Annotated in this window: 26 protein-coding genes; 9 read left to right on the top strand and 17 right to left on the bottom strand. The window is 67.9% G+C overall.

All coding sequences use genetic code 11. The features are described from left to right. A complete protein-coding gene (locus J7024_RS17485) occupies window positions 1–696 on the top strand; it encodes an RES family NAD+ phosphorylase (protein WP_124826594.1) in 696 nt (231 codons plus the stop codon). 30 nt (window positions 697–726) lie between these two features. Here the strand turns inward: J7024_RS17485 and J7024_RS17480 are convergent, their stop codons facing one another. Further along, the gene (locus J7024_RS17480) at window positions 727–1452 is read right to left on the bottom strand and encodes a metallophosphoesterase (RefSeq protein ID WP_124826474.1); all 726 of its coding nucleotides are present in this window, start codon (window positions 1450–1452) and stop codon (window positions 727–729) included. Window positions 1453–1588: 136 nt separating this feature from the next. Here J7024_RS17480 and J7024_RS17475 point away from each other — a divergent pair, with 136 nt between their 5' ends. Then, on the top strand, window positions 1589–2242 hold the full coding sequence (locus tag J7024_RS17475; RefSeq protein WP_124826593.1) for a DUF1345 domain-containing protein: 654 nt from the start codon (window positions 1589–1591) through the stop codon (window positions 2240–2242). A 6-nt stretch (window positions 2243–2248) separates the two neighbouring features. Here J7024_RS17475 and J7024_RS17470 read toward each other — a convergent pair whose 3' ends face one another. Next, the gene (locus tag J7024_RS17470) at window positions 2249–2917 is read right to left on the bottom strand and encodes a glutathione S-transferase (RefSeq protein ID WP_124826473.1); all 669 of its coding nucleotides are present in this window, start codon (window positions 2915–2917) and stop codon (window positions 2249–2251) included. A gap of 92 nt (window positions 2918–3009) precedes the next feature. After that, entirely contained in the window at window positions 3010–3759 is a 750-nt protein-coding gene (locus tag J7024_RS17465; RefSeq protein WP_175760234.1) for a class I SAM-dependent methyltransferase, read from the bottom strand. Window positions 3760–4058: 299 nt separating this feature from the next. Between J7024_RS17465 and J7024_RS17460 the strand changes: the two genes are divergently transcribed. Beyond that, complete coding sequence (locus J7024_RS17460; protein WP_124826471.1) at window positions 4059–5720, top strand: DUF3459 domain-containing protein; 1662 nt, start codon at window positions 4059–4061, stop codon at window positions 5718–5720. Between the two features lie 37 nt (window positions 5721–5757). Here J7024_RS17460 and J7024_RS17455 read toward each other — a convergent pair whose 3' ends face one another. The 5 genes from J7024_RS17455 to J7024_RS17435 all read right to left on the bottom strand — a co-directional run bounded on the left by J7024_RS17455 (window position 5758) and on the right by J7024_RS17435 (window position 10457). After that, window positions 5758–6342: a thiamine phosphate synthase gene (locus tag J7024_RS17455; protein WP_124826470.1), complete on the bottom strand. Its 585-nt coding sequence runs from the start codon at window positions 6340–6342 to the stop codon at window positions 5758–5760. Between the two features lie 22 nt (window positions 6343–6364). Further along, window positions 6365–7708 (bottom strand): hemolysin family protein, encoded by a 1344-nt coding sequence (locus tag J7024_RS17450; RefSeq protein WP_124826469.1) that lies wholly within the window; start codon window positions 7706–7708, stop codon window positions 6365–6367. A 76-nt stretch (window positions 7709–7784) separates the two neighbouring features. After that, window positions 7785–8564 carry a sensor histidine kinase gene (locus J7024_RS17445; protein ID WP_124826468.1) on the bottom strand — a complete coding sequence of 260 codons (780 nt, stop codon included), beginning with the start codon at window positions 8562–8564 and terminating at the stop codon, window positions 7785–7787. A 70-nt stretch (window positions 8565–8634) separates the two neighbouring features. Next, window positions 8635–9558 carry a DMT family transporter gene (locus tag J7024_RS17440; protein WP_124826467.1) on the bottom strand — a complete coding sequence of 308 codons (924 nt, stop codon included), beginning with the start codon at window positions 9556–9558 and terminating at the stop codon, window positions 8635–8637. 41 nt (window positions 9559–9599) lie between these two features. Next, the gene (locus J7024_RS17435) at window positions 9600–10457 is read right to left on the bottom strand and encodes a LysR family transcriptional regulator (RefSeq protein ID WP_124826466.1); all 858 of its coding nucleotides are present in this window, start codon (window positions 10455–10457) and stop codon (window positions 9600–9602) included. A 110-nt stretch (window positions 10458–10567) separates the two neighbouring features. Between J7024_RS17435 and J7024_RS17430 the strand changes: the two genes are divergently transcribed. The 3 genes from J7024_RS17430 (at window position 10568) to J7024_RS17420 (ending at window position 13607) form a co-directional block, all read left to right on the top strand. Next, a complete protein-coding gene (locus J7024_RS17430) occupies window positions 10568–10951 on the top strand; it encodes a tautomerase family protein (protein WP_124826465.1) in 384 nt (127 codons plus the stop codon). 127 nt (window positions 10952–11078) lie between these two features. Continuing rightward, a complete protein-coding gene (locus J7024_RS17425) occupies window positions 11079–12707 on the top strand; it encodes a CHAD domain-containing protein (RefSeq protein ID WP_234745325.1) in 1629 nt (542 codons plus the stop codon). 48 nt (window positions 12708–12755) lie between these two features. Continuing rightward, a complete protein-coding gene (locus J7024_RS17420; protein WP_124826463.1) occupies window positions 12756–13607 on the top strand; it encodes a TOBE domain-containing protein in 852 nt (283 codons plus the stop codon). Between the two features lie 168 nt (window positions 13608–13775). Here the strand turns inward: J7024_RS17420 and J7024_RS17415 are convergent, their stop codons facing one another. From J7024_RS17415 to J7024_RS17400, 4 genes are all read right to left on the bottom strand, one after another. After that, complete coding sequence (locus tag J7024_RS17415) at window positions 13776–14477, bottom strand: sulfate/molybdate ABC transporter ATP-binding protein (RefSeq protein WP_124826462.1); 702 nt, start codon at window positions 14475–14477, stop codon at window positions 13776–13778. 88 nt (window positions 14478–14565) lie between these two features. Continuing rightward, the gene (modB, locus tag J7024_RS17410) at window positions 14566–15243 is read right to left on the bottom strand and encodes a molybdate ABC transporter permease subunit (protein WP_124826592.1); all 678 of its coding nucleotides are present in this window, start codon (window positions 15241–15243) and stop codon (window positions 14566–14568) included. Between the two features lie 10 nt (window positions 15244–15253). Further along, the gene (modA, locus tag J7024_RS17405) at window positions 15254–16051 is read right to left on the bottom strand and encodes a molybdate ABC transporter substrate-binding protein (RefSeq protein ID WP_124826461.1); all 798 of its coding nucleotides are present in this window, start codon (window positions 16049–16051) and stop codon (window positions 15254–15256) included. A gap of 136 nt (window positions 16052–16187) precedes the next feature. Next, on the bottom strand, window positions 16188–16886 hold the full coding sequence (locus J7024_RS17400; RefSeq protein ID WP_124826460.1) for a phosphatase PAP2 family protein: 699 nt from the start codon (window positions 16884–16886) through the stop codon (window positions 16188–16190). Between the two features lie 249 nt (window positions 16887–17135). On the opposite strand from J7024_RS17400, the gene J7024_RS17395 reads away from it, so the two are divergent. After that, a complete protein-coding gene (locus J7024_RS17395; protein WP_124826459.1) occupies window positions 17136–18245 on the top strand; it encodes an extracellular catalytic domain type 1 short-chain-length polyhydroxyalkanoate depolymerase in 1110 nt (369 codons plus the stop codon). 81 nt (window positions 18246–18326) lie between these two features. Beyond that, window positions 18327–18503: a DUF3563 family protein gene (locus J7024_RS17390; protein ID WP_124826458.1), complete on the top strand. Its 177-nt coding sequence runs from the start codon at window positions 18327–18329 to the stop codon at window positions 18501–18503. 107 nt (window positions 18504–18610) lie between these two features. Here J7024_RS17390 and J7024_RS17385 read toward each other — a convergent pair whose 3' ends face one another. From J7024_RS17385 to J7024_RS17365, 5 genes are all read right to left on the bottom strand, one after another. After that, window positions 18611–19030, bottom strand: coding sequence for an organic hydroperoxide resistance protein (locus tag J7024_RS17385; protein ID WP_011658280.1), 420 nt, complete (start codon window positions 19028–19030; stop codon window positions 18611–18613). A gap of 154 nt (window positions 19031–19184) precedes the next feature. Next, window positions 19185–19637: a MarR family winged helix-turn-helix transcriptional regulator gene (locus tag J7024_RS17380; RefSeq protein WP_124826457.1), complete on the bottom strand. Its 453-nt coding sequence runs from the start codon at window positions 19635–19637 to the stop codon at window positions 19185–19187. 172 nt (window positions 19638–19809) lie between these two features. Further along, complete coding sequence (locus J7024_RS17375) at window positions 19810–20619, bottom strand: BPSS1780 family membrane protein (RefSeq protein WP_124826456.1); 810 nt, start codon at window positions 20617–20619, stop codon at window positions 19810–19812. Continuing rightward, window positions 20610–21608 carry a homoserine kinase gene (locus J7024_RS17370; protein ID WP_124826455.1) on the bottom strand — a complete coding sequence of 333 codons (999 nt, stop codon included), beginning with the start codon at window positions 21606–21608 and terminating at the stop codon, window positions 20610–20612. Before J7024_RS17370 ends, J7024_RS17375 begins: the two co-directional genes overlap by 10 nt. Before the next feature lie 107 nt (window positions 21609–21715). Next, window positions 21716–22123: a hypothetical protein gene (locus tag J7024_RS17365; RefSeq protein WP_124826454.1), complete on the bottom strand. Its 408-nt coding sequence runs from the start codon at window positions 22121–22123 to the stop codon at window positions 21716–21718. A 140-nt stretch (window positions 22124–22263) separates the two neighbouring features. Between J7024_RS17365 and J7024_RS17360 the strand changes: the two genes are divergently transcribed. Next, window positions 22264–23790, top strand: coding sequence for an AMP nucleosidase (locus J7024_RS17360; RefSeq protein WP_124826453.1), 1527 nt, complete (start codon window positions 22264–22266; stop codon window positions 23788–23790). Window positions 23791–23820 lie beyond the last annotated feature (30 nt).

The raw sequence follows: 23820 nt of genomic DNA, 5'->3' as shown, positions 1-23820 counted from the left end.
ATGCCGACCGAGACGCAACACTGGCCCACGACCGTCGTCGACTGGGCACCTGCCTATCGTGTGATTCCTACCCGCTTTCCTGCCATCAACCTGTTCGACCGCGTTGCGTCCGCCGAAGATTTCGACGCGCTCTATGCGCTCGAATCGCTGACCAACGACCGCATTCGCCACGAAGTCGGCACGCTCGAACTCGTGCCTCCGGCCGAGCGCCGCTACGGCCAGGGCTGGGGACCGATCATGGCCGCGTTCACGCACCTGAATCCGCAGGGCAGCCGCTTTTCCGACGGCAGCTACGGCGTGTTCTACTGCGCGCGTTCGCGCGATACGGCGATCGCCGAAACGCGTTATCACAGCGGGCTGTTCCTGGCCGCGACGAAAGAGGCGCCGATGCGTCAGCAGATGCGGCTCTACACGGTGTTCGCGCAGGGCGACGTGGCCGACGTGCGCACGTGGCCGCAACGCAGTCCCGGCCTGCTCGATCCGCTCGACTACAGCGCGGGCCAGGCGTTCGGCCGCGCGGTGCGTCATGCCGGCGGCGCGGGGATCGTCTATCCGTCGGTGCGCGACTCGCGCGGCGAATGTCTCGCGGCGTTTCGCACGACGTTGCTGCGCGACTGTCATCACGCGGCTTATCTCGAATACAACTGGAACGGCTCCGCGGTCGATGCCGTGTTCGAACTGAATCAGGTCGGGTAGGTGGCGTGTCCGCTGTCGGCGTCGACGGCCTCAGGGCAGCGGCAGGTCGCCTGCATGGCGTGCGCGTGCCTCGGCCTGCGTGAGCGACCACGTATCGCCGGTGCGCGGTTCGACGATCGTCAGGCATCCGGACGGTGCGAATGCTCCCGTATCGATGAACCATTGCGCGCCGATGCGTTGCGGTGCGCGTACGGGCGTATGGCCGGTGCAGGTCAGCGACAGTCCGGCTTGCCGGGCCGGATCGACGAGCCCCTGGACGAGATCGCGCCCCCAGATCAGCCGCTCGCGCACGTCGTGCGAATAGCTGCCCGTATCGAGCTCGGCGTCCGGGCCGAAGAACTCCGCATGCAGCACGTTGAAGCGCGCGGCGCCGTCGCCGATCACGCGCACGAGCGGCAGCGCGTCCACACGTGCCGCATGCGCGTGCAGCCGCTCGGGCGGCAGGTCGGCGCCCCAGTCGCCGCCGATCCCGCGCCACGCGTCGGGCGGCAGCTTGCCGCGCGACACGAGGCTCAGCACCTCTTCGTGATTGCCGCGCACGACGTGGCACCACGGGCGATCGAGCAGATCGAGCGCCGTTTCCGACGCGGGGCCGCGGTCGACGAGATCGCCAACCGAAAACAGCCGGTCGCGCGCCGGATCGAAGCGCACGTCGTGCAGCAGCGCGCGCAGCACATCCACGCAACCGTGCAGGTCGCCGACGACGAAGTCGCGGCCGGCCGTGTTCGCGGGATGGTGGCAGAGGGAAGGAGTCATCCCGATATCTTAGGCGCTCGTGCCCATCGCAACGTCATGCAGGAATGGCGATAATCGGGGCGGTACCCGCCGGCATGGCGTTGCGGGCAGTTTGCGCGCCGGCCGAACCCTTTCCATCCGCTTTCGGAATGACATGATGACGTTTTATCCGCAGGTATTGCGTAACCGGCCACGCATGGTCTCGGCCTTCGTCGCGGGCGTGCTGTGCGCGGTGTTGCTGCCGTTTCCGCTGCGTCCGGCGGCGCGCGCGCTGATCGGCTGGGATTGCGCGATCTGGCTGTATCTTGCATTGATGTGGGGACGCATGATCACCGCGCATCATCACAAGGTGCGCGAAATCGCGATCCGCGAGGACGAAAGCGCGACGACGGTGCTGACCGTCGTATGCGTGGCGACGGTCGCGAGCGTGGCCGCGATCGCGATCGAACTCGCCACCGCGAAGAGCGTCGGTTTCCGCATGGGGCTCGGTCATTACGCGATCACCGGCGCGACGCTGTTCGGCGCATGGTTCCTGATCCCGACGATCTTCACGCTGCACTACGCGCGGCTCTATTACGGCTCGCCGAGCAGCGATCGCGCGCTGCGCTTTCCGGACCGCAACCCCGAACCCGACTACTGGGATTTCCTGTATTTCGCGTTCACGCTCGCGGTCGCGTCGCAGACGGCCGACGTGTCGCTTGCCAACCGCTCCGCGCGCCGCTCGGTGCTCGCGCAGTCGATCTTGTCGTTCTACTTCAACATGGCCGTGCTCGGCCTGTCGATCAACGTCGCGGCGGGTTTGCTGAGCTGATGCGGCTTATTTGAGCAGGTCGTACGGGCCGCCGCGCTCGAGCGCGCGACGATAGGCCGGGCGCGCGTGGATCGTTTCGAGAAAGCGCGCGATCGCGGGATGCTTGCCGCCGTCGCCGCGCGCCATGGCGGCTTCGAGCGGGAAGCTCATTTGGATGTCGGCCGCGCTGAAGCCGTCGCCGACGAACCAGCCCGTGCGTTTCAGCGTGTCGTCGATATAGCCGAGGTGCAGCGCGATCTGCGGATCGACGAAGCTCGACTGCAGCGTCGCGGCGATCTTGCGTGCGATGGGCCGCGCGAAGAACGGCATCGGCGCGTGCGCGATCCGCAACGCGACCAGTTTCAGCAGCAATGGCGGCATCGCCGAACCTTCCGCATAGTGCAGCCAGTACGTGTAGTCGTGCCGCCCGGGCGTACCGGGCGGCGGCGCGAGACGCCCGTTCCCGTAGCGTTCGACCAGATACTCGATGATCGCGCCCGACTCCGCGTACGTGCGACCGTCGTCGGTGACGACCGGCGACTTGCCGAGCGGATGGATCGCGCGCAGCGCGGGCGGCGCGAGCATCGTCTTCGGATCGCGCTCGTAGCGCACGATCTCATACGGCACATCGAGTTCTTCGAGCAGCCAGAGCACGCGCTGCGAACGCGAGTTGTTCAGGTGGTGGACGGTCAGCATGTCGAGGCCGGAAGAGGGGCGGGAACGACATCATACCGGTCGCGAACGACGGCGCGCACGCAGGGACGAACGTGCGATGTCTTCGCCGCGATTCAACGTGCATGCGTCGTGCCGCTCCACCGTTCGTTCGCTCGAGCGCCGCGCCGCACCGCGATCCACGCACCCCAGAACAGGCTCGAAAAAAAGCGCAGCGGCGCATCGAAGCCCGCGTCGTGCAGCAATGCGAAGACGGTCTCCTCGGCGGCCGGCGGGTCCGCGCCCTGCAGGATCTTCGCGAGTTGCGCGCGCACGGCGTCGGGCGTGGCGCCTTTCATGCGCCAGCGCTGCTGCCACGCGTCGAGCAGGCGAGGGTGGTCCGCATAGCGGCGGTAGTTGCCCGCGATCACCAGAGGTGCGCCGGGCTTCAGGCGCCGTGCGATCGCGTCCAGCAGCGCGGCCTTCGCATCGTCGCCGGGCACGTGGTGCAGCACGCCGATCAGCGTCGCGCCGTCGAAGGCCGGTGCGTCGGGCAGCGTATCGACACCGGCCTCGACGAATTGCGTGCGCGCGCCGAAACCGGCAGCTTCGACGTTCGCACGCGCGAGCGACAGCATCGGGGCGGACGGATCGACCGCCGTGAATTGCCAGCCCGGCTCGAGCGCGGCGGGCACGCAGATTTCCTGCCCGGTGCCGCCCGCGCCCACCACGAGGAGCCGCGCGTCGGCCGCAGCGATCGACGACGCCAGCATGCACGCGGCGAGTTCGTGACACGCGTCGTAGCCGGCAAGCGCGATGCGGGATTGTTCGGCGTATTCGTGCGCGCGTGCCGGATCGAATTTCGCGGCGCTGGCGGGGAGCGACATGACGGATTCCTCGGGTCGGGGCGCGGACGACACGTCCACGCATCGAACCGAGCGTAAGCGCGGGACGCCGACGCAACAAGGCGAGCGGCCATTCCGGTATGCGGACTACCCGTCTCGGCGCCTGTTGCGCGCAGGGGGCGGGGTCGATTCGCATTTAAAAATGGTGAGAACCGGTGCGTCACCCTTGCCAAACTGGCGCATACTTTTTCCTCTCCCCCTGCCTGGCCGTTGCATGCCGGGCTCCGATGCGCCGCGCTGCCTGCGCGGCCATGCCGCTCGGCATGCACGAGGAGCGCATGATGTCCGATTGTTCGCACGATCCGTATGCGCAGCACTTCATTCACTGCCTGTCGTCCGGCGCGCAGCCCTGCGGCGCGCTCTGCGCGGCGCCGCGCACGCATTTCCGCGTGTGGGCGCCGGGCAGCACGCAGGTCCAGCTCGAACTCGATACCGGCAACGGCCCGACGCTCGTGCCGATGGCGCCGGCCGGCCCGAACTGGTTCGAAGTCTTCGTCGAATGCGGTGCCGGTGCGCGTTACCGTTACCGGCTCGACGGCGCGGTGTCGATTCCCGACCCCGCGTCGCGCTCGCAACCCGATGGACTTAATGGCGCGAGCGAGGTCATCGATCCGCGCGCATTCACGTGGCGCAACACGTTCTGGCATGGGCGTCCGTGGGAAGACATCGCGCTTTACGCGATTCGTCCGCACGCGGTGGGCGGCTTCGACGGCGTGCGCCGCCGGCTGCCGGAGCTCGCGCGCCTGGGCGTGACCGCGCTCGAATTGCTCGCGTCGCCGCACGACAGCCTGCCGTTCGCGCCGCTCGCTGCCGAGGGCGGCCCCGACGCGCTGAAGGCGCTGATCGACGAAGCGCACGGCCATGGCCTCGGCGTGATCCTGGAGCTCGATTACGCGCGCTTCGGCAGCGGTACCGACGCGCTGCGTCACTATGCGACGCCGTTCTTCCATATGCGCGACGATCCGCTGCAGCCGCCGCCGCTCGCACTCGATCATCCGGAGGTGTGCGACTTCTTCTGCGACAACGCGCTGTACTGGATCGACGAATACCGCTGCGACGGGCTGCGGCTGCGCGAAGCCGACCGGATCGGCGTGTCGTGGCTGCGCGAGATTGCCGACCGCGTGCGCGCGGCCGTGCCGGCCGACCGGTTCATTCATCTCGTGCTCGGCAGCGAACGCCATCCGGTGCATCTCGCCGATACCCATTTCGATGCGCAGTGGAACGGGTGCGGCGAACGCGCGCTGCATCGGCTGACCGGCCGCGACGGGGCGGCCCACGAAGGCATTTCGATGCATCAATCGATCCACACGCTCGCGCGCGCACTGACCGCGACCGGTACTGCGTTTCAGCCGGCCACGTCGGCCGATGGCGCCTGCGCGAATGAAGGCTTGTCGCTGACGTCGCTGGTGCTGTCCGACGGCGCATGGCGCGAGAGCGACCACGGCAGGCATGGCGATCACGATCCCGATCCGGGGCTTGCGGCGCTCGCGCTGTCGCTGCTCACGCCGCAGATTCCGCTGATATTCGATGAAACCGCGCGCGACGCCGATCGTGCGCATTTCGTGCAATCGGCGCTCGCGGTGCGCGCGAAGCTGATCTCGCCTCGGTTGTCGGATTGCCGGCCGCAGGACGCGCATATGCTGACGGCCGGCGGCGACGGCGATGCCGACGCGTTGCTCGCATCGTGGCGGCTTGCCGATGAAGAGACGTTGACCATCGCGTTGAACCTGTCGCCGGACGCGGTGCCGTTCGATGCGCCGCGCGGGCAGGTCGTGTTCGAGACGCCGGCCCGCGCACGCGACCGCGTCGATGAAGGGGTGTTGCCGCCGTATTCGCTCGTCGCGTGGCTGACGGGCGACGTGAACCACTATGCGCTCACGCACGACGTGCGCCGGATCGACGACGGCGCATGGCGCGCAATGCGCCCGGACCTGAACGCGTGACGTGCGCAAGGTCGGGCGCTGGCGCGCCCGGCCGTCTCTACCAGAAGCTTCGAATGCCTGCGATGCCGTGTGCGCCATGCCGGCGCGCGTCGTCGAGATGCGCGCGCGTCATCCCGCCGAGCGCATAGACGGGCATCGTGGCCTGCGCGGCCAGTTCGGCGAACCGGGCCCAGCCGAGCGTCGGCGCGCCGGGGTGGCTGAGCGTCGGCAACACGGGCGACAGCGTGACGAAATCCGCGCCGACGCGCGCGGCCAGCGAGAGATCGCCGGCATCATGACAGGCGGCCGACACACGGCGCGCGGCCGGCAACGGCCGTGGTGCGGCGGCGCGCAGCGCGACGCCGTCGAGGTGCCATCCAGCGCCTTCCAGCCGCATCACGCCGGCTGCATCGATCGGGCCGTTGAGCATCAGTTGCGCGCCGGCCGCGTCGCAGCGCGCGAGCGCATCGGCGGCCAGCCGTGCAAACGCGGCCGAATCGAACGACTTCACGCGCAACTGCACGAGCGCCTCGCCGCGCGCGAGCACGTCCGACAAGCGATCGAGGAATGCGCGGCAATCGGCGGCCGACGAGGACGCCGGCTCGGGCGTGATCACGCAGCAGCGCGGCAGCATCGCGTTCATCGCGCGCGGTGCGCGGAAGCCATCATTCGTCGGCTTCCTTCGCGACCTTCGGATAGACGCGCACCAGCACGATGCGCGGCCCGTTCATCTTCTTCACGACGACGTCGAAGCGGTCGAACGACACGCGCTGCCCTTCGGTCGGCAGATCGTTCAGGGCCTGGATCACCAGGCCGCCGACCGATTCCGCACGCCCTTCGTCGATGTCGATGCCGAGCGCCTGCTCGAGCGACACGACGGGCAGGCTGCCCTTGCCCATCAGCGTGCCGTCGTCGAGGCGGCTCCAGTCGGCGTCGCCCTGGCGGAACTCGTCGTGAATCTGACCGACCAGCGCGCCGAGCAGGTTGTCGAGCGTCAGGAAGCCGATCGGCTTCGCGCCCTTGTTGCCGACCAGCGCGAAGTGCGGTGCACCCTTGCGGAAGCGGCGGAACAGTTCCAGCGCCGGCGTATCGGGCTTCACGTACTGCACCGGACGCACGTAGTCGGACAGATCCTCGAGCGCCGCGCCGGCGTGGCGCGCGAGCAGCAGGTCCTTGAGGTGGATCAGCCCGCTTACCTGCTCGCGCGACGCATCCTCGAACAGCGGATAGCGGCTGAAGCGGTGCCGCGCGACGATCTCCATGTTGTCGGGCAGCGGCAGGTCGCGCCGCAGGCCGATCATTTCATGGGCGGGCCGCATCAGGTCCGACACCGTCATCGACGAAAAATCGAGCGAATGCGCGAGCGTGTTCCACTCGTCGTTGGTGTACGTGCCGCGGGCCGGCTGCGCCGCGTTGCCGGCCGCGCTGCGGCGGCTGCGCAGGATCAGCTTCAGTTCGTCGGTCGAGTAGTGCGCGTCGCCGCCGTGGTCGGCCGACAGCCCCGCGAGCCGCAGCACCGCGTTGGCGCTGCTGTTGAGCACCCAGATCGCCGGATACATCGCCCAGTAGAACGCGTAGAGCGGTAGCGCGACCCACAGGCCGACCTTTTCCGACTGGCGGATCGCCATCGATTTCGGTGCCAGCTCGCCGACCACGATGTGCAGGAACGAGATCAGCGAGAATGCGAACACGAGCGAAATCAGGTGCACGATACGTTCGGACTGCACGCCGATCAGGTCGAGCAGCGGGCCGATCAGTTGCGCGAACGCCGGCTCGCCGACCCAGCCGAGGCCGAGCGAGGCGAGCGTGATGCCGAGCTGACACGCGGAAAGATACGCGTCCAGCCGGCCATGGACGAGGGCGAGGATGCGCCCGCGCAGGCCGTGCTTGCGGGCGAGTGTCTTGACGCGCGTTGCGCGCAGTTTGACGAGGCCGAATTCGGCTGCGACGAAAAACCCGTTCAGGGCCACCAGGAACAACGCGCCGATGAGCGCGAAGATCTGTAACAAAGAATCGCTCCAGTCATGACAGGCTCATCAGTATAGGGCCTGAAAGTAAAATGTAATGAATTGGGCGGCCGATTGCTTACACCGGCGCCTCGCCGGGGACGGAGAGCGTGAGGGTGACGGTTGCGCGGTCGGCGAACGGGTCGTGCGTGAACGTGCCGCCGTGCGCGAGCGCGACGCGCTGACACAGCGCGAGCGTCCACGAAACCTTTTTCGCGTCGCGCGTGCGCAGCATTTCGCGGCGCGCGAACGGTTCGAATACGTGTGGCAGCGCCGGATCGGCGAGCGCATCGGCATCGACGCCGCAGGTGACGCGTGCGACACATTGCGCGCCGTCGCGCGTGCAGGCGAACGTCACGCGCGAGCCGGCGGCGCTGGCCTCGACGGCGGTCGTCAGCATCGTCCACAGCGCCTGTGCGACGCGCAGGCGATCGGCCGACAGCGACGGCTCGCCGTCGGGCAGCGTCGCGTCGATGCTCACTTGCCGCGCGTCGGCGAGCGCGAAGCGCGCCAGCGCGAGCGTGTCGTCGAGCAGCGGGCGCAGCGCGAACGGCTGCGGCGCGATCGTGAGCGAGCGGGTTTCCGCGCGCGGCGCGTCGAGCACGTCGTCGATCAGCGCGACCTGCTGGTCGATCCCCGCGCGGATACCGGCAAGCGCGCGCTGCTGGTTCGGGTCGCTGCCGGCGAGCTGGCGCTCGAGCACGTATGCCCAGCTGTGCATGGCGTTCAGCGGGCTGCGCAGGTCGTGCGATGCGGTGGAAAGCGCCTGGTCGCGCAAGAACAGCGCCGCCTGGGCGGCATAGTGCGCTGCGCGTTCGCGCAGCAGGTCGGCGGCGGGATCGGCGGAAAGGGGCGTCACGGAGCGGGCCTGTCGGAAGCGGTTGGCATGGTGAACATACGAACCGCCATTATAGGGACAGCGGCGCGGATCACGCCGGCAGCGCGTCCTCGTCCTTCTTTCGTGCGTCGCCGTTCGGCAGCAACTGGCAGGCGAGCAGGCCGGCCAGCATCAGCGCACAGCCGACCAGCGCACGCAGCGTCAGCGTCTCGCCGAGCGCGGCCCAGCCCGCGACGGCCGCGAACACGCCTTCCATGCTGAAGATCACGGCCGCGTGCGCAGGCGCCGCGTCGCGCTGCGCGACGACCTGCAGCGTATAGCCGACGCCCACCGACAGCAGCCCGCCGTACAGCAGCGTCGGCAGTGCGTCGTGCAGCATCGCGACGCTGACCGGCTCGACGACGAGGCCGACCGTGAGGCACAGCACGCCACACGCGACGAACTGCAGGAACGCGAGCACGAGCGGGTCGTGACGCCGCGCGAAATGGCCGACGGCCATCACGTGTGCGGCGATGATGACCGCGCCCCCGAGCTGGAACCAGTCGCCGTAGAGCACCGAGAAATGTTCGTCGATGCTGAGGAAATACAGGCCGATCGCCGCGAGCAGCGCGCCGAACCATGTGCCGGCGCCGATCCGGTGACGGACGAACACGCCCATCAGCGGCACGATCACGACATACAGCGAGCTGATGAAGCCTGCATTCGCAACGCGCGTGTATTGCAGGCCGAACTGCTGCAGCGAGATCGCCACGGCGAGCAGCCCGCCGAGCGAGAGGCCCGGCAGCAGCAACGCCGGCGCGCGGCGAATTGCCGCGAACTGCGCGCGCGACGCGGCGTTGAGTGTCAGCAGCGGGATCAGCACCAGTGCGCCGAGCAGGAAGCGCAGCCCCGTAAACAGGAACGGGCCGATCACGTCGAGGCTCAGTCGTTGCGCGACGAAAGCCGAACCCCAGATCGCGGCGGCGACGAGCATCAGCAGGTTGGCGCGGAGGTGCTTGCGGGATTCGGGCTTCATTGGAATTCTTCAGGGGATTGCGGGCGGCGAAACCGTCAAGTTTACGCCGAGATTGCAAGGCTGTCGGAAAACCTTCGCAGGGCGGCCGCCGCGCGCGCGTCGCGTACCCGCGAATACAGCACGACCTGCGAATGCGGCAGCGGCGGCAAGCCGAATTTCGCGCCGACATCGACCAGCGTGCGCGGTGCGACGCGCCGGGCCAGCGGACAGACCGCGAGCCCGGCCGCGGCGGCGGCCGTGACCGCCGCGATGCCGCCGCCTGTGAAGCGCTCGCGCCACAGCCACCCTGCGTGGTCGAGCGCGCGCAGCGCGGCGGCACGCACGCCGCACGGGCCGGCCAGCACCGCGAGCGGCAGCGGCTCGCCCGCGCGCGGCGCCCAGTCGGGCGCGGCGAGCCATGCGAGCGGCTCGGTAAACAGCAGCGTGCCGTCGTCGCGCGGCGGATCCTCGCCTGGTTCGTGCCGTACGATCACCGCGTCGAGCCGCCGCTCGTCGTACTGCACGAGCAGGTTCGACGACGTTCCCAGATGCATTTCGAGCGATAGCCCCGGATCCTGCCGGTGCAGGCTGGTCAGCACGGCCGGCAGATCGGGCACCGCGACGTGTTCGCTGACGCCGAGCGACAGGCGATGCGTGCCGCTGGAAATCGTGCCGAGCGCGTGATCGTGCGCGTCGAGCAGCGCTCGCGCGGCCGGCAGGAAGTTCTCGCCGTCGGCCGCGAGCTTGACGACGCGCGGCGTGCGTGCGAGCAGCGGCTTGCCGAGGTGCGTTTCCAGCCGCTTCAGTTTCAGGCTGACGGCCGACTGGGTGGTGCCGAGCGCATCGGCGGCGCGCGTGAAGCTGGCGAGATCGGCGACCAGCACGAACGCGCGAACCGCATCGAGGTCGAGGACTTTCATTTCAGATGTAAATGAATGAAATATTGATCGATGACTGTTCATTATAGTCAGGCGTGCCTAACCTGACGTGCCGTTCTCGTTTTTTCAACGTCATCGAAAGGAGCAGGACCATGCCATTCACCCGTATCGCAGTGCGCGAAGGCAAACCGGCCGCCTACCGCGCGGCGCTCGTCGACGGCGTGCATCGCGCGCTGATGCACGCGTTCAACGTGCCCGAGGACGACATCTTCATGGTCGTGTCCGAGCATTCGGCCGAGAACTTCGTATTCGGCCGCCATTACCTCGACATCGAACGCAGCGACGATCTCGTGATGATCCAGATCACCGCGAACAACACGCGCACGCTCGAGCAGAAACAGGCGCTGTACCGGACGATCGCGGAAAACCTCGCGCGGCAGCCCGGCGTGCGGCAGCAGGACGTCTTCATCAGCCTCGTCGAGGTGCTGAAGGAGGGCTGGTCGTTCGGCAACGGGCTCGCGCAATACGTCGTTTGATGCGCGACAGGGCGACAGGGGCCGGATCGTCGCCCGCGCGCTTTTGCGCCGTGTACTATGGAAGCTGCTTCACGGTCGACGTCGGCACCGGGCATGCGCCGGCGATTCTTCATGTGCAGGAGCCTCCATGTCGCGTGTGCTGGAAATCGTGTTGTGCCTGTCGCTGGAAGGTTGGCCGGTCAAGGCGGGGAGCCGGGCTCGAGGCGCGCAGCGCGACTTCGGTGCCGAACTCGTCCGCGCGTGGCGGATCTGCCCGCAGGTGCGCATGCGCCGCGGCCAGGAGCGCGTGACGATCGAGCCGTGCCAGATCGAGGAGGCCGAGCCGAATTCCGGCGAGAGCTGGTGGACGTGGGTCGAGTCGAATGCGCAGGGGCGCCGGGTCGTCGCGTCCCGCACGAAGGCATTTGCGCCGGGGGTCGTGGAGCGCGAGCTGTTCGACGCCGAGCATGCGGGCATCGTCGTCGCGATGCCGGAGCCGGCGACGCAGGCAGATACCGAATCGGCAGAAGCAACGGGCGAGCGCGATCGCGCGAGCAACGGTGCGGTGGACGAAGCGGCGGTCGCCGCGTCGTCCGGGCCGCTGCCGTTGCAACTCGTGAGCGAGCGGCGGCGCGGGCGATGGGCGGACGACAGCGGCGTGGTGGTCGAGATGACGCTCGACGACATCGCGCTGCATGGCGGCGTCGAGCCGCCGCGCCGTCACGTCGAACTGCGTCTCGCGGCGCCCGACTGGGAAACGCCGCCCGCGCGTGCAGCCGCATTGCATGCGCTGTTCGCCGCCGCGCGCGAACTGAGCGGCGCGTGGCCCGCGTTCGTGCAACTGACCAGCGTCATCGATCGCGCGTGCGCGGGCGAATCCGCCGTCGCCGAGCCGGTCAAGGCACAACTCGTCGACCTGACCGGTATCCGCTCGCAGCGCGGCGCGCTGTTCGCGCTGTCCGGCGACATTGCCGCGCAATGGCTCGGCAACGAAGGCGGCGTACTCGATCGCGACGATCCCGAATTCGTGCACCAGATGCGCGTCGCGCTGCGCCGGTTGCGCACGCTGATGCGCTTCTTTCCGCGTTTCGCGGACGAGCAATGGCAGGACACGTTCGGCGTCGACCTGCGCTGGATCGCCGCGCTGCTCGGCACGGTGCGCGACTGGGACGTGTTCTCGACCGAGAGCCTGCCTGCGCTGATCGCGGCCGACGGCGGCAACGCCGACTGGAACGGCACGCTCGACGCCGCACGTGCGCAGGCGACGACCGCGCGTGTCGAATTGCGGCAGGCCCTGCATTCCGCGCGCTATGCGAGACTGACGCTCGGCTGGCTCGAATGGCTGAGTACGCTCGCGCTGCCGTCCGTCGAAGGGGACGATGCCCTGTCGCTGCGGCGTCACGCGACCAAGCGCGTGCGCCGGTTGTTCGGCCATCTGTATGCATCGCCGTCGCTCACGTCGCTCGATACGGCCGCGCGGCACCAGGTGCGGATCGATGCGAAGCGGCTGCGCTATGCGCTCGAATTCTTCGCGTCGCTGGCGTCGCGCCGCACCCGCAACGAGACGGTCAAGACCCTCGCGCGCGTGCAGAGCGTGCTGGGCGAGGCGAACGACACAATCGTCGCGCTGCATCATCTCGAACAACTGGCGGCGCCCGCGTACCAGCTCGGTTTCGTGCGCGGCTACGGGGCCGCACTCGAGCAACGCGCGGCGCGCGACGCTGAAGTGCTGCTCGCGAGCCTGCGTCCGCCGAGGCTCGACGGGAAGTCGGGTTGAGCGGAGCGTGCTCACTATAATGACCACCCGTTTCCTTCGACCAGACCGATGACCGACGCGTCGCCTCCTGCCTCTTCTGTTGAACCGCTCGAACTGGGCGGCGAACTGTGGTTGCGCGCGGGCGAGCAGACGCTCGGCGGCGCCACCCGCATCGCGCTGCTCGCGGCGGTTGGCGACACCGGTTCGATCACGCGCGCGGCAAAGGCCGTCGGCCTCAGCTACAAGGCGGCGTGGGATGCGATCGATACGATGAACAATCTCGCCGGCGAACCGCTCGTGATGCGTTCGACGGGCGGCAAGGGCGGCGGCGGCACGACGCTGACGCCGCGCGCGACGTCGCTGATCGCCGCGTTCCGCGCGATCGAGCGCGAGCATCGCCGCTTCATCGAGGCCGCCAGCGCGGCCGTGGCCGGTTTCGACGTCGACTGGGCGCTGATCGGCCGGATCGGGATGAAGACGAGCGCGCGCAACCAGTTGTTCGGCAAGGTCGAGTCGATCGTGCGCGGCACGGTCAATGACGAAGTGACGCTCGTGCTGCCCGGCGGGCAGGCGATCGTCGTGGTGCTCACGCACGAAAGCGCCGACGTGCTCGGCTTGCAGCCCGGTGCGGATGCGTGCGCGCTCGTGAAGGCGTCGTGGATCGTGCTGGCCGTCGACGATGACGGCGATGCAGATGCCGAAGCAGCATTGAAGGTGTCGGCGCGCAACCAGTTGCGCGGCATGGTCGAAGACGTTGCAGCCGGTGCGGTGAACAGCGAGGTGACGCTTGCGCTCGATGGCGGCGGGACGCTCACGGCCGTCGTCACGAACGGCAGCGTCGATGCGCTGCGGCTCGACGCGGGCCGGCGCGCGATCGCGCTGTTCAAGGCATCGAGCGTGATTCTGGCGGTGACGGGCTGACAACACGCGGCGGTGGCGCGGGCCTTTGCCGTCGGCGCGTACGGACCGAGGCGAAACCGGCACCGCCCAGGGGGCGAGGCGCCGGCTTCGGTCCCGTTTCGACTTATGCCGCCAGTGCGGCTTCTCTCAGGCTCCAACGTGGCTGCCAGAGCCACTGCCTTCGCGCGCTCAGGTTACGCGCGTCGGCCACTCGGCGTGCGGTGTCGTCGCCTGCACGCGCCCTTCGCTCAATTGCACGACCTGATCGCCGAACGCGGCGACGTCGTCGGGGTCGTGCGAGATGAGTACCATCGGGATGTCGAGCCGTGCCTGCAGTTCCGCGAGCTCATGACGCATGCGCTGGCGCATCGCGCCGTCGAGTGCCGCGAACGGCTCGTCGAGCAGCAGGATGCGCGGTTGCGCGACCAGCGCGCGCGCAAGCGCGACGCGCTGCTTCTGTCCGCCCGACAACTGCGACGGAAATTGCCCCGCAAGCTTGTCGAGTTCGAACGCGTGCAGCCAGTACGCGACTTCGGGCGGCACTGTCTTCGCGCGCGGATTGCGCAGGCCCGGCGTGAGCCCGAATGCGATGTTCTGGCGCACGTTCAGGTGCGGAAACAGCGCGTAGTCCTGGAACAGGTATGCGACGCGGCGTGCGCGCGTCGGCACGTCGATGCCGCGTGCGGCATCGAACAGCGGTTCGCCGCTCAGCGTGATCGTGCCTTCGTCGGGCGACAGCAGGCCGGCGATTGCCTGCAGCGTCATGCTCTTGCCCGCGCCGGACGGCCCGAACAGCACGACGCGCTGCGTGGTGGCGGTAAACGACACGTCGAGCGTGAAGCGGCGCTCGGCGTTCGCGTAGGTCTTGCGGATATCGACGGAGACGCTCACGCGGGCCTCCGTCGTGCAGCGCGGCGCGTGGCGGAAAGGCGGATCGTCATGCGGCGCGCAGCCGGACGACGCGGATGTGACGCGCGCGTCATGTCAACTGGTTCCGGCCGGCCCGCGACGGCACAAGCCAGCCGGTCGCGAGCAACACGAGCACGCAGGTGATCGACGTCACGAGCACGAGGAAGTTGGCCGTGTTGTCGTCGCCGGCCTGCACGGCGGCATAGATCGCGACCGACAGCGTCTGCGTGCGGCCGGGCAGGTTGCCGGCGATCATCAGCGTCGCGCCGAATTCGCCGAGCGCGCGCGCGAACGCGAGCAGCGCACCGGCGAGGATGCCGCGCGTGGCGAGCGGCAGCGTCACGCGGAAGAACACCGCGGCTTCGCCGAGCCCGAGCGTGCGCGCCGCGCGCTCGAGATGCGGATCGACGCTCTCGAACGCGGTGCGCGCCGACTTCAGGACCAGCGGGAACGCGACGACCATCGATGCGACCACCGCGCCCTGCCACGTGAAGACGAGCTCGATGCCGAGCTTGTCGAGCCATGCGCCGAACACGCCGCGCCTGCCGAGCAGCACGAGCAGGTAGTAGCCGAGCACCGTCGGCGGCAGCACGAGCGGCAGCGTCAGCAGCGAATCGACGACGTCGCGCATCGGCGAGCGCCAGCGTGCGAGTACGAAGGCGGCCGCGACGCCGAGCACGATGTCGAGCGCGGTCGCCCAGCCGGCGACCTTCAGCGACAACAGCAGCGGTACCCAGGCGTCCTGCATCACGCTACGCTCACTTGCCCGCGGGCTTGAAGCCGAACGTCGACAGCACGGCCTGGCCCTGCGGCGACGCGACGAAGTCGATGAACGACTGCGCCTGCGCGGCATGGCGGCTGTCCTTGACCACCGCGATCGGATAGGTGATGGCTGTTTGCGTCGGCACGGTCAGTGCGACTTTCACGCGGCCCGGCATGATCGCCGCGTCGGTGCCGAACACGAAGCCCGCGTCGACTTCGCCGCGCGCGACGTAATCGAGGCTCTGGCGCACGTTCGCCGCCAGCACGCCCTTCGCGCTGATCGCGTCCCACACGCCGGCCGCGCGCAGCGCGCCTTCGGTGTAGCGGCCGACCGGCACCGACGCCGGGTCGCCGTACGCGACACGCTTCACGCCCGGCGCCGTCAGGTCGTTCAGCGACGTCGGTGCTGCCGCGTGGCTGTCAGCCGGCACGATCAGCACGAGCGAGTTCGCGGCGAAATCGCGGCGCGTGCCGGGCACGATGACGTTTTCGCTGACCGCGCGATCCATCGCCTTCTGGTCGGCGGACGCGAACACGTCGGCCGGTGCGCCTTTGGCGATCTGCTGCATCAGCACGTCCGACGCGCCGAAGTTGAACAGCACCTTGGTGTCCGGATGCTGCTTCTGGTATGCATCGCCGACGGCCTTGAACGCGTTCGTCAGGCTCGCGGCTGCCGAAACGACCAGTTCGTCGGCAGCGGAAGCCGGTGCGCTGAACGCGATCCCGGCGGCAAGCGTGGCGATTGGCAGAAAGCGGAGCAGAGTGCGGCGAAGCGGGCGAACGGTTGAGCGCATGGTCTGATCGTTTGAATGGTGGAAAACCGTAATCGTAATATAGGGCAGGTTATAACGCTCGACATACCGCTCATGTGACGGTGCACATGAAATTGTCAGACGTGAGAGCGGGCGGGAATGACGCTCGCGTGGCCCGTTACGCGTGCAGCAATGCCGCCGACGATTCGCTGCGCTGCAGCGACGACGGCTGCGACGCCGGCCGGTAGTTCGGATTGGCTTTCCAGCGTGCGCGAACGAACGGGCGCTTGTGCCCCGACAACTCCAGCGCGACCTTCGTGACCCAGCGGTGCGACGGGACCGTGATGCCGTGCAGTGCGACCGTGACGAGGGCGAGGCTGGCGACCACGGCCGGCACCGACCAGCGGTGCGGCACGGCGCGCCACGAACCGGCGATGAACGCGAGCGCGGCGATCGCGCCGACGATGCAGCCGGTGATCGATTCGGACGGCGAATGGGCATCCAGCGCGACGCGCGATACGCCGACCGCGATGCCGGCCGCGAGCCCGAGCGCGATGCCGGCGATCCGGATCGGCGCGCGCGTGCGGATCAGCGCGAGGAAGATCGCGACGGGATACACCGACGTCGACAGCATCGCGTGGCCGCTGAAGCCTGTGAAGTCCCATGAGCGGATGCCGATGCCCCAGCCGAGGAACGCGATCTTCGTGAGCGCGACGATCGCGATCGCGGCCGCGAGCACCCCCAGCCATGCGGCCGAACGCTGCCACGAATAGCCGAGCGCCAGCCAGACGGCGATCGTGACCGCGAGCGGCAACGTCAGGCCGGCGCCGCCGAATGCGGTGATCATGATCCACAGGTGAGACGACAGGTCGAACATCGGGAAGGGGACAGGCAGAGGCGGGACGAATGCTTAAATCAACGCGCGAGCCGGAAAGAACGACTACAACGGATACAAGCGGCCAAACCCGAGTATAGCGCCGCGTGTGCTCGAGGCCCGTTTTTCGCGGCGCGGGGAACTATCCCCATGCAGGAAAAATCCCAGAAACAGTGTTATGGTGCATTGCACAAACGTGAACGATGCCCCCTGTGTGGTGTCCCCCATTTTCCCTGACTGCGAGCCCGATCGATGACCAAAAGTCTGACGAAGGTATGGCTGGGCGGCGTGAAACGCATGCTGTCTCCGGCTGCCAAACGTGCGGCGCGCGATGCCCAGCGGATCACGCGAGATACGCTCGAGGCCGCAGCGTCGTCCGCTGCTGCTGATCTGTCCCCGCCGCGCGAATCGCGCGTGCGACCCCGCGCGGCTGCGTGGGCGGCCGGCGAATGGACGCGCGGCGAGCATCCGATGGCGCCGGCGCTCGGGCGCCTGGTCCAGCAACTTGCATATGGCCTCTATGTGCCACCAGGCCGTCGACGTGGCGCGATGCCGCTCGTTGTGATGCTGCACGGCTGCCAGCAATCGGCCGACGAGTTTGCGCAGGGTACCCGGATGAACCTGCTGGCCGATAAGCACGGTTTCGCGGTGCTGTACCCGGAGCAATCGCTGCGTGCGCATGCGCACGGCTGCTGGCACTGGTACGAAGACACCGACCGCGCGGGCCGCGGCGAAGCGGATGCGGTCGCATCGCTCGTCGACGCGCTCGTCGACGAGCACGGTTTCGATGCGTCGCGCGTGTACGTCGCGGGTCTGTCGGCCGGCGCGGGCCTCGCGTCGCTGCTCGCGCTGCACCATCCCGACCGCTTCGCGGCGGTCGCGCTGCATTCGGGCCCGGCGCTCGGCGAGGCGAATTCCGGGATCAGCGCGATGGACGTGATGCGGCGCGGTCTGCGGCAGAACCCGGCCGTGGCCGTCGATGCGCTGGTCGACCCCGGTTCGCATCCGGGCATGCCCGCGCTGATCGTGCAGGGCGACGGCGACCATGTCGTCGCGCCGAAGAACGCCGATCAGTTGACCGTCCAGTTCATGCGCCTGAACGGGCTCGCGGACAGCCGCGGCGCGCTGCGCGGCGGCGACCGCGCGGAGACGCGCGAGGCGGGCGCGCAGATCACCGACGTGCGTCGCGACGGCGAACCGGTTGTGCGGCTTTGCCACGTGAAAGGGCTCGATCATGCGTGGGCGGGCGGGGACGAAGCCGTGCCGTTTCACGCGGCCGTCGGCCCCGATGCGAGCGCCATGATCTGGTCCTTTTTCGAACAGAATCGTCGAACTGTGGCGACCGAGCGACGCACCGTCTGATCGACGCTAGCCAAGATTTAGGGTTTTCCCTATAATTCGGGAAAACCCTAGTCGAAGAACCTTTGGATTGCGAGATCGAACATGTACCTGCTGAGCCACCTCTTCCTGATGCTGACCAAAAACGCCGAGAAGGCCTCGAAAGAGCGCGCCGAAGCGTACCTGTCCGAAGCGACCGACATCTACGATCTCGAATTCCGTATGCGCAAGATCGATCGCGAAGCGGCGATGAGCCGTCCGTTCTCGTTCGGCTCGCGTTAAGCAGCGCAGCTCGGGCCGGCTCGTCAGTCGGTCCTGCGAATCACGCAAAAGGGCGTGTGCGGCACAAGCCGCACACGCCCTTTTTGCATTTGACGTCGCGCGTCGCGTCAGACGACCGTCAGTCGCACCGGCACGTTGTTGCGCGTGGCGTTCGAGTACGGGCACACGTGGTGCGCCTTGTCGACCAGCGCCTGCGCGTCGGCCTTGTCGAGACCGGGCAGCGACACGCGCAGCTCGATGTCCAGCCCGAAGCCGCCTGCATCGTTCGGGCCGATGCCCACTTCTGCCGTGACCTGCGTGTCGGCCGGCAGCGTCTGCTTGTTCTGGCCGGCGACGAATTTCATCGCGCTCAGGAAACAGGCCGAGTAGCCTGCGGCAAAGAGCTGCTCCGGATTCGTGCCTTCGGCGCCCGTGCCGCCGAGCTCGCGCGGCGCGGCCAGCTTTACTTCCAGCTTGTTGTCGGCGGACACCGCGCGGCCGTCGCGGCCGCCCGTGCTTGTGGCGCTCGTCTTGTACAGAATGTTCATCGTGCAGCTCCTGTCGAAAGAAAGGGAGGAAAGCGGCCCGGTCGGACGGGATGTCGCCGGCCACGAAGAAAATATAGAACACAAATGATTTGTGTGCAAATGAAATTTCAAAGAAAAGGCCCGGCGGTGCCGGGCCCGCTGGCGGAGCGGTGCGTCAGCTTTCGTTGGCGTCCGACAGCGCGCTGCGCAGTTGCTGGAGATCCGCGCGCAGCCGCACCAGGAACTCGGGTGTTTGCTGCATCGCGCAAAAGAGATCGGCGGGTACCGAGCGTGCCTTGTCCTTCAGCGCGCGTCCCTCTGCTGTCACGCGCACGTTCACGACGCGCTCGTCGGTCGCGCTGCGCACGCGCTCGACATAGCCGAGTGCCTCGAGCCGTTTCAGCAGCGGCGTGACGGTGGCCGGGTCGAGGTCGAGCCGGCCGGCGATGTCCTTCACCGCGATGTCGTCGCGTTCCCACAGCACGAGCATCGCCAGATATTGGGGATAGGTCAGTGACAGCTTGTCGAGCAACGGCTTGTACGCCTTCGTCATCGCATGCGAAGTGGCGTACAGCGCGAAGCAGAGTTGCTCGTCGAGCGTCTGGGGCAACTGGGGCAGACGGTCCATGATTCAGGCGGCGCGGCGGACGCGCTAACGATTTGCACGCAAATTATTTTGCGCGCAAATGATTGGGTTGAACAGGGGAGCTGGGCAAGCGGCGGCGGGCTGGACGGGCCGGCGGCGATGTCCGGCCCTGGCGGGGGGAGGCGGCCGGCGATGCGCGCCGGCCGATCCGGGTTCAGCGGCCCGACGCGGGCGTCGGGGCGCCCGGTTCCTGCACGCCGAAGCAGCCGCGATAGGTCGCGTAGAACGAGCAGTACATCATCGTGACGATGATGATCGTCACCGGCATCATGATCGTCAGCCCGTAGGCGCCGGCGCCGAGCGCCTGCAGCAGCAGCGACAGGCCGAACGACGTGCCGAGCGCCACGCCGAACCACAGCAGGCCGTACACGACGAACGCGCCGCGATTGCGCCAGCAGCTGACGATGCTGAAGAACAGCGCCTTGGCGGGTGGAATGTCATGCCACGCGGTGAGCACGGGAGCGAACCAGAACAGCATCGCGACCGGCGCGTAGAGCAGCGTCGCGAGGAGCAGGGCGCCGAGCGTGCCTTGCGCGGCGAGCGCTTCCGGCGTGGTGCTCGTGTCGCCCGTCGTGCCCAGCATCATGTGGAGCAGTGCGCCGCCGTCCACGATCGACGAAGCGGCGAACACCAGCACCATCAGCGCGACATAGACGACGCCGAGCACGAGCAGCCGTTGCGTCGTGGCCGGGCCGTACGAGCGGAAGCCGTCGATGAGGATCGTCGGCATCACCGGTTTGCCGGCCACCGTGTCGCGGCACGCGGCCATGAAGCCGACCGCGATGCCGGGGATGAACAGCAGCGGCAGCGCCGCGCCGACCACCGGCACCATCGACACCAGCGTGATCGCCAGCAGGTACGTGAAAAACAGCGTGATGAACGCGAGCGGGTTCCGGCGGAACAGCCAGATGCCTTGACGGAACCAGACATAGCCCGCTTTCGCGGGCACTTCGATCAGTTGCATGCGGTGTGGATCTCGGGAAGCGCGGGCGTATGGGCAATACGCTCACGCAGGATGCGTTCGAAATGGCCGGGGTCGTGCGGTTTGAGCATTTCGGCCGCGCGCGGCAGGTAGAAGTCGTACAGGCGCGATACCCAGAAGCGGTACGCGCCGGCGCGCAGCATGTCGCTCCAGTGGCGGCGTTCCTCGGCCGTGAACGGGCGCACCGTCTGGTACGCGCGCAGCAGTGCGTCCGCGCGCGCGACGTCGAGCACGCCGGTCGCGAGGTCGACGCACCAGTCGTTGACGGTGACCGCGACGTCGAACAGCCATTTGTCGCAGCCGGCGAAATAGAAGTCGAAGAACCCGCCGAGCCGGACGTCATGGCCGGTATCGGGCGCCGCGTGCGCAAACAGCACGTTGTCGCGGAACAGGTCGCAGTGGCACGGGCCGCTCGGCAGCGCCGCGTAGTCGTCCGACGCGAAGAAGGTGGCCTGGTGCGCCAGTTCGCCCTCGAGCAGTGTGCGCTGCGCGTCCGAGATGAACGGGACGATTGCCGGCACGTTCTCCTGCCACCACGGCAGGCTGCGCAGGTTCGGCTGGTAGCGCGGGTAGTCGCGCCCTGCCAGGTGCAGGCGGGCGAGCATCTGCCCGACCTCGATGCAGTGTTCGACCCCCGGTGCGAGCTCGGCGGCCCCGTCGAGCTTCGTGACGATCGCCGCCGGCTTGCCGTGCAGCTCGCCGAACAGCGCGCCGTCGTCGCGCGGGATCGGATCCGGCACCGGCACGCCGTGGCCGGCCAGATGGCGCATCAGGTCCAGGTAGAACGGAAGTTGCTCCGCCGTCAGCTTTTCGAAGATCGTGAGGACGTATTCGCCGCGCGTCGTCGTCAGGAAGAAATTGCTGTTTTCGATGCCGGACGGAATGCCGCGGAACGCCAGCACGTCGCCCAGTTCATAGTGGCGCATCCATTGCGCGAGATCGGAGTCGGAAACAGCGGTGAAAACGGCCATGCGGGATGCGTCTGGTCAGTTGTCGGCCCGCGCGGGGCGTGCAGCGCGACAGGAGGTGAAGGGGGAACTGGCGTGCCGCGTCGGGATCGATGCGGCGCGGCAGGAAATCAGTAGCGCAGGTTGACCGACGGCAGGCGCGTGATCGGGACGCCCGCGTCGTGCGGCTTCGGCGACGTGTCGAGCGTCGAGCTCATCTGGTAGCGCGTGCCGAAGTTCGACTTCACGTCGATCTCGACCGGCTTGCCGCGATCGCGATACTCGGTGACCTCGGTGCCGTTCTTGCTTTTTTCATGGAAGCTCGGCGTGCGGCGGATGTCGGCGAAGTCTACTTTCGACGTGACTTCGGCGCCCGGCCGGTTGATCTTGCGGAGATCGGGCAGGCCGGCGGCTTCGTTGGCCTCGGCCTGGGCCTGCGCGTCGGCGGCCGGCGTGCTGCCGGCGGCGTAGGCGGCGCCGGCAGTGGCAAACACGCCAGCGAACGCGGCGGCAGCGGCGACGAGAATGAGCGGCTTCATGATGAGTCTCCAGTGAACCTTCCGATTTTAGCAAATACTGCGCGTCGCCCGGCCTTCACGTGCAGGCGGCCTGCAAGCGGGCGGCCATGATCGTGACCGGGTTCCGTGGTAATGTCGTCGGATCAGACGAGGTGATGAAAATGAAGAACGATTTGAGCCGCCGGCACCGGGTGCTGACGCCCGAGAGCCCGCCCGTCGAAGCATTCGACGACCCGATCGCCGCCGTCGCGCGGCTGTCGGCGATCTACGACACGAATACCGGTTTCCTGCGCGATGCATTCGCGCGCTATCGCCGCCACGAACCGATCACCGAGCACGTGCGTGCGTGCTATCCGTTTGTACGGATCCGCACCGAAGTCAACACGCATGTCGATTCGCGCCGCTCGTACGGTTTCGTCGCGGGCCCGGGCGTGTTCGAGACCACCGTCACGCGTCCCGATCTCTTCGCGAACTACTATCGCGAGCAACTGCGTCTGCTGTCGAAGAACCACCATGTGAAGATCGAGGTCGGCGTGTCGTCGCAGCCGATTCCGATTCACTTCGCGTTCCCCGAAGGGATCCACCTCGAAGGCGAACTCGACCGCGACCGCCTGCTCGCGATGCGCGACATCTTCGATACGCCCGATCTGTCGTATCTCGACGACCGCATCGTCAACGGCACGTTCGAGCCCGAGCATGGCGAGCCGCATCCGCTCGCGCTGTTTACCGCCGCACGCGTCGACTTTTCGCTGCACCGGCTGCGTCACTACACGGCGACGTCGCCCACGCACTTCCAGAACTACGTGCTCTATACGAACTATCAGTTCTACATCGACGAGTTCGTGAAGCTGGGCCGCACGCTGATGACCGAAAGCAGCGATCCGGAGGTGCGTGCGTACCGCAGCGAGTACAGCGCGTTCGTCGAGCCGGGCGACGTCATCACGTACAACGCGAATCTCGGCAGCGAGGCGGCCGAAGGCGCCGCACCGCCGCGGTTGCCGCAGATGCCCGCGTATCACCTGAAGCGCGCGGACGGCAGCGGGATCACGATGGTCAACATCGGCGTCGGCCCGTCGAATGCGAAGACGATCACCGACCACATCGCGGTGCTGCGTCCGCATGCATGGGTGATGCTCGGTCACTGCGCGGGCCTGCGCAACACGCAGCGTCTCGGCGACTACGTGCTCGCACACGGTTACGTGCGCGAGGATCACGTGCTCGACGCCGACCTGCCGCTGTGGGTGCCGATCCCGGCGCTCGCCGAAGTGCAGCTCGCACTCGAGCGCGGCGTGGCCGAAGTCACGCAGCTCGAAGGCGTCGAACTGAAGCGCGTGATGCGCACGGGGACGGTCGCGAGTGTCGACAATCGCAACTGGGAGCTGCGCGATCACCGCGAACCCGTGCAGCGACTGTCGCAGAGCCGGGCGATCGCGCTCGACATGGAAAGCGCGACGATCGCCGCGAACGGGTTCCGCTTCCGCGTACCGTACGGCACGCTGCTGTGCGTATCGGACAAGCCGCTGCACGGCGAGCTGAAACTGCCGGGCATGGCCGACACGTTCTATCGCGGGCAGGTCGACCAGCATCTGCAGATTGGCGTGAAGGCGATGGAGATCCTGCGCACGAACGGGCTTGACAAGCTGCATAGCCGCAAGCTGCGCAGCTTTGCGGAAGTGGCGTTTCAGTAACGCGCGCGGCGCAGCCGCGCCTGCAATGAC

Origin of the sequence: Burkholderia sp. WTPI3, assembly GCF_021483755.1 — a bacterium.
Lineage (GTDB): Bacteria > Pseudomonadota > Gammaproteobacteria > Burkholderiales > Burkholderiaceae > Burkholderia.
The sequence above is the reverse complement of the archived record's forward strand: the minus strand, read 5'-3'. Positions and strand labels throughout refer to the sequence as shown.

Coding starts and splice junctions, on each gene's coding strand:
- J7024_RS17455 (WP_124826470.1), bottom strand. CDS start 6,342: ATGAACGCGATGCTGCCGCGCTGCTGCGTGATCACGCCCGAGCCGGCG.
- J7024_RS17400 (WP_124826460.1), bottom strand. CDS start 16,886: ATGTTCGACCTGTCGTCTCACCTGTGGATCATGATCACCGCATTCGGC.
- J7024_RS17385 (WP_011658280.1), bottom strand. CDS start 19,030: ATGAACATTCTGTACAAGACGAGCGCCACAAGCACGGGCGGCCGCGAC.
- J7024_RS17390 (WP_124826458.1), top strand. CDS start 18,327: ATGTACCTGCTGAGCCACCTCTTCCTGATGCTGACCAAAAACGCCGAG.
- J7024_RS17395 (WP_124826459.1), top strand. CDS start 17,136: ATGACCAAAAGTCTGACGAAGGTATGGCTGGGCGGCGTGAAACGCATG.
- J7024_RS17420 (WP_124826463.1), top strand. CDS start 12,756: ATGACCGACGCGTCGCCTCCTGCCTCTTCTGTTGAACCGCTCGAACTG.
- J7024_RS17470 (WP_124826473.1), bottom strand. CDS start 2,917: ATGCTGACCGTCCACCACCTGAACAACTCGCGTTCGCAGCGCGTGCTC.
- J7024_RS17425 (WP_234745325.1), top strand. CDS start 11,079: ATGTCGCGTGTGCTGGAAATCGTGTTGTGCCTGTCGCTGGAAGGTTGG.
- modB (WP_124826592.1), bottom strand. CDS start 15,243: ATGCAGGACGCCTGGGTACCGCTGCTGTTGTCGCTGAAGGTCGCCGGC.
- J7024_RS17465 (WP_175760234.1), bottom strand. CDS start 3,759: ATGTCGCTCCCCGCCAGCGCCGCGAAATTCGATCCGGCACGCGCGCAC.
- modA (WP_124826461.1), bottom strand. CDS start 16,051: ATGCGCTCAACCGTTCGCCCGCTTCGCCGCACTCTGCTCCGCTTTCTG.
- J7024_RS17375 (WP_124826456.1), bottom strand. CDS start 20,619: ATGCAACTGATCGAAGTGCCCGCGAAAGCGGGCTATGTCTGGTTCCGT.
- J7024_RS17435 (WP_124826466.1), bottom strand. CDS start 10,457: ATGAAAGTCCTCGACCTCGATGCGGTTCGCGCGTTCGTGCTGGTCGCC.
- J7024_RS17430 (WP_124826465.1), top strand. CDS start 10,568: ATGCCATTCACCCGTATCGCAGTGCGCGAAGGCAAACCGGCCGCCTAC.
- J7024_RS17365 (WP_124826454.1), bottom strand. CDS start 22,123: ATGAAGCCGCTCATTCTCGTCGCCGCTGCCGCCGCGTTCGCTGGCGTG.
- J7024_RS17480 (WP_124826474.1), bottom strand. CDS start 1,452: ATGACTCCTTCCCTCTGCCACCATCCCGCGAACACGGCCGGCCGCGAC.
- J7024_RS17475 (WP_124826593.1), top strand. CDS start 1,589: ATGACGTTTTATCCGCAGGTATTGCGTAACCGGCCACGCATGGTCTCG.
- J7024_RS17370 (WP_124826455.1), bottom strand. CDS start 21,608: ATGGCCGTTTTCACCGCTGTTTCCGACTCCGATCTCGCGCAATGGATG.
- J7024_RS17440 (WP_124826467.1), bottom strand. CDS start 9,558: ATGAAGCCCGAATCCCGCAAGCACCTCCGCGCCAACCTGCTGATGCTC.
- J7024_RS17380 (WP_124826457.1), bottom strand. CDS start 19,637: ATGGACCGTCTGCCCCAGTTGCCCCAGACGCTCGACGAGCAACTCTGC.
- J7024_RS17460 (WP_124826471.1), top strand. CDS start 4,059: ATGTCCGATTGTTCGCACGATCCGTATGCGCAGCACTTCATTCACTGC.
- J7024_RS17485 (WP_124826594.1), top strand. CDS start 1: ATGCCGACCGAGACGCAACACTGGCCCACGACCGTCGTCGACTGGGCA.
- J7024_RS17360 (WP_124826453.1), top strand. CDS start 22,264: ATGAAGAACGATTTGAGCCGCCGGCACCGGGTGCTGACGCCCGAGAGC.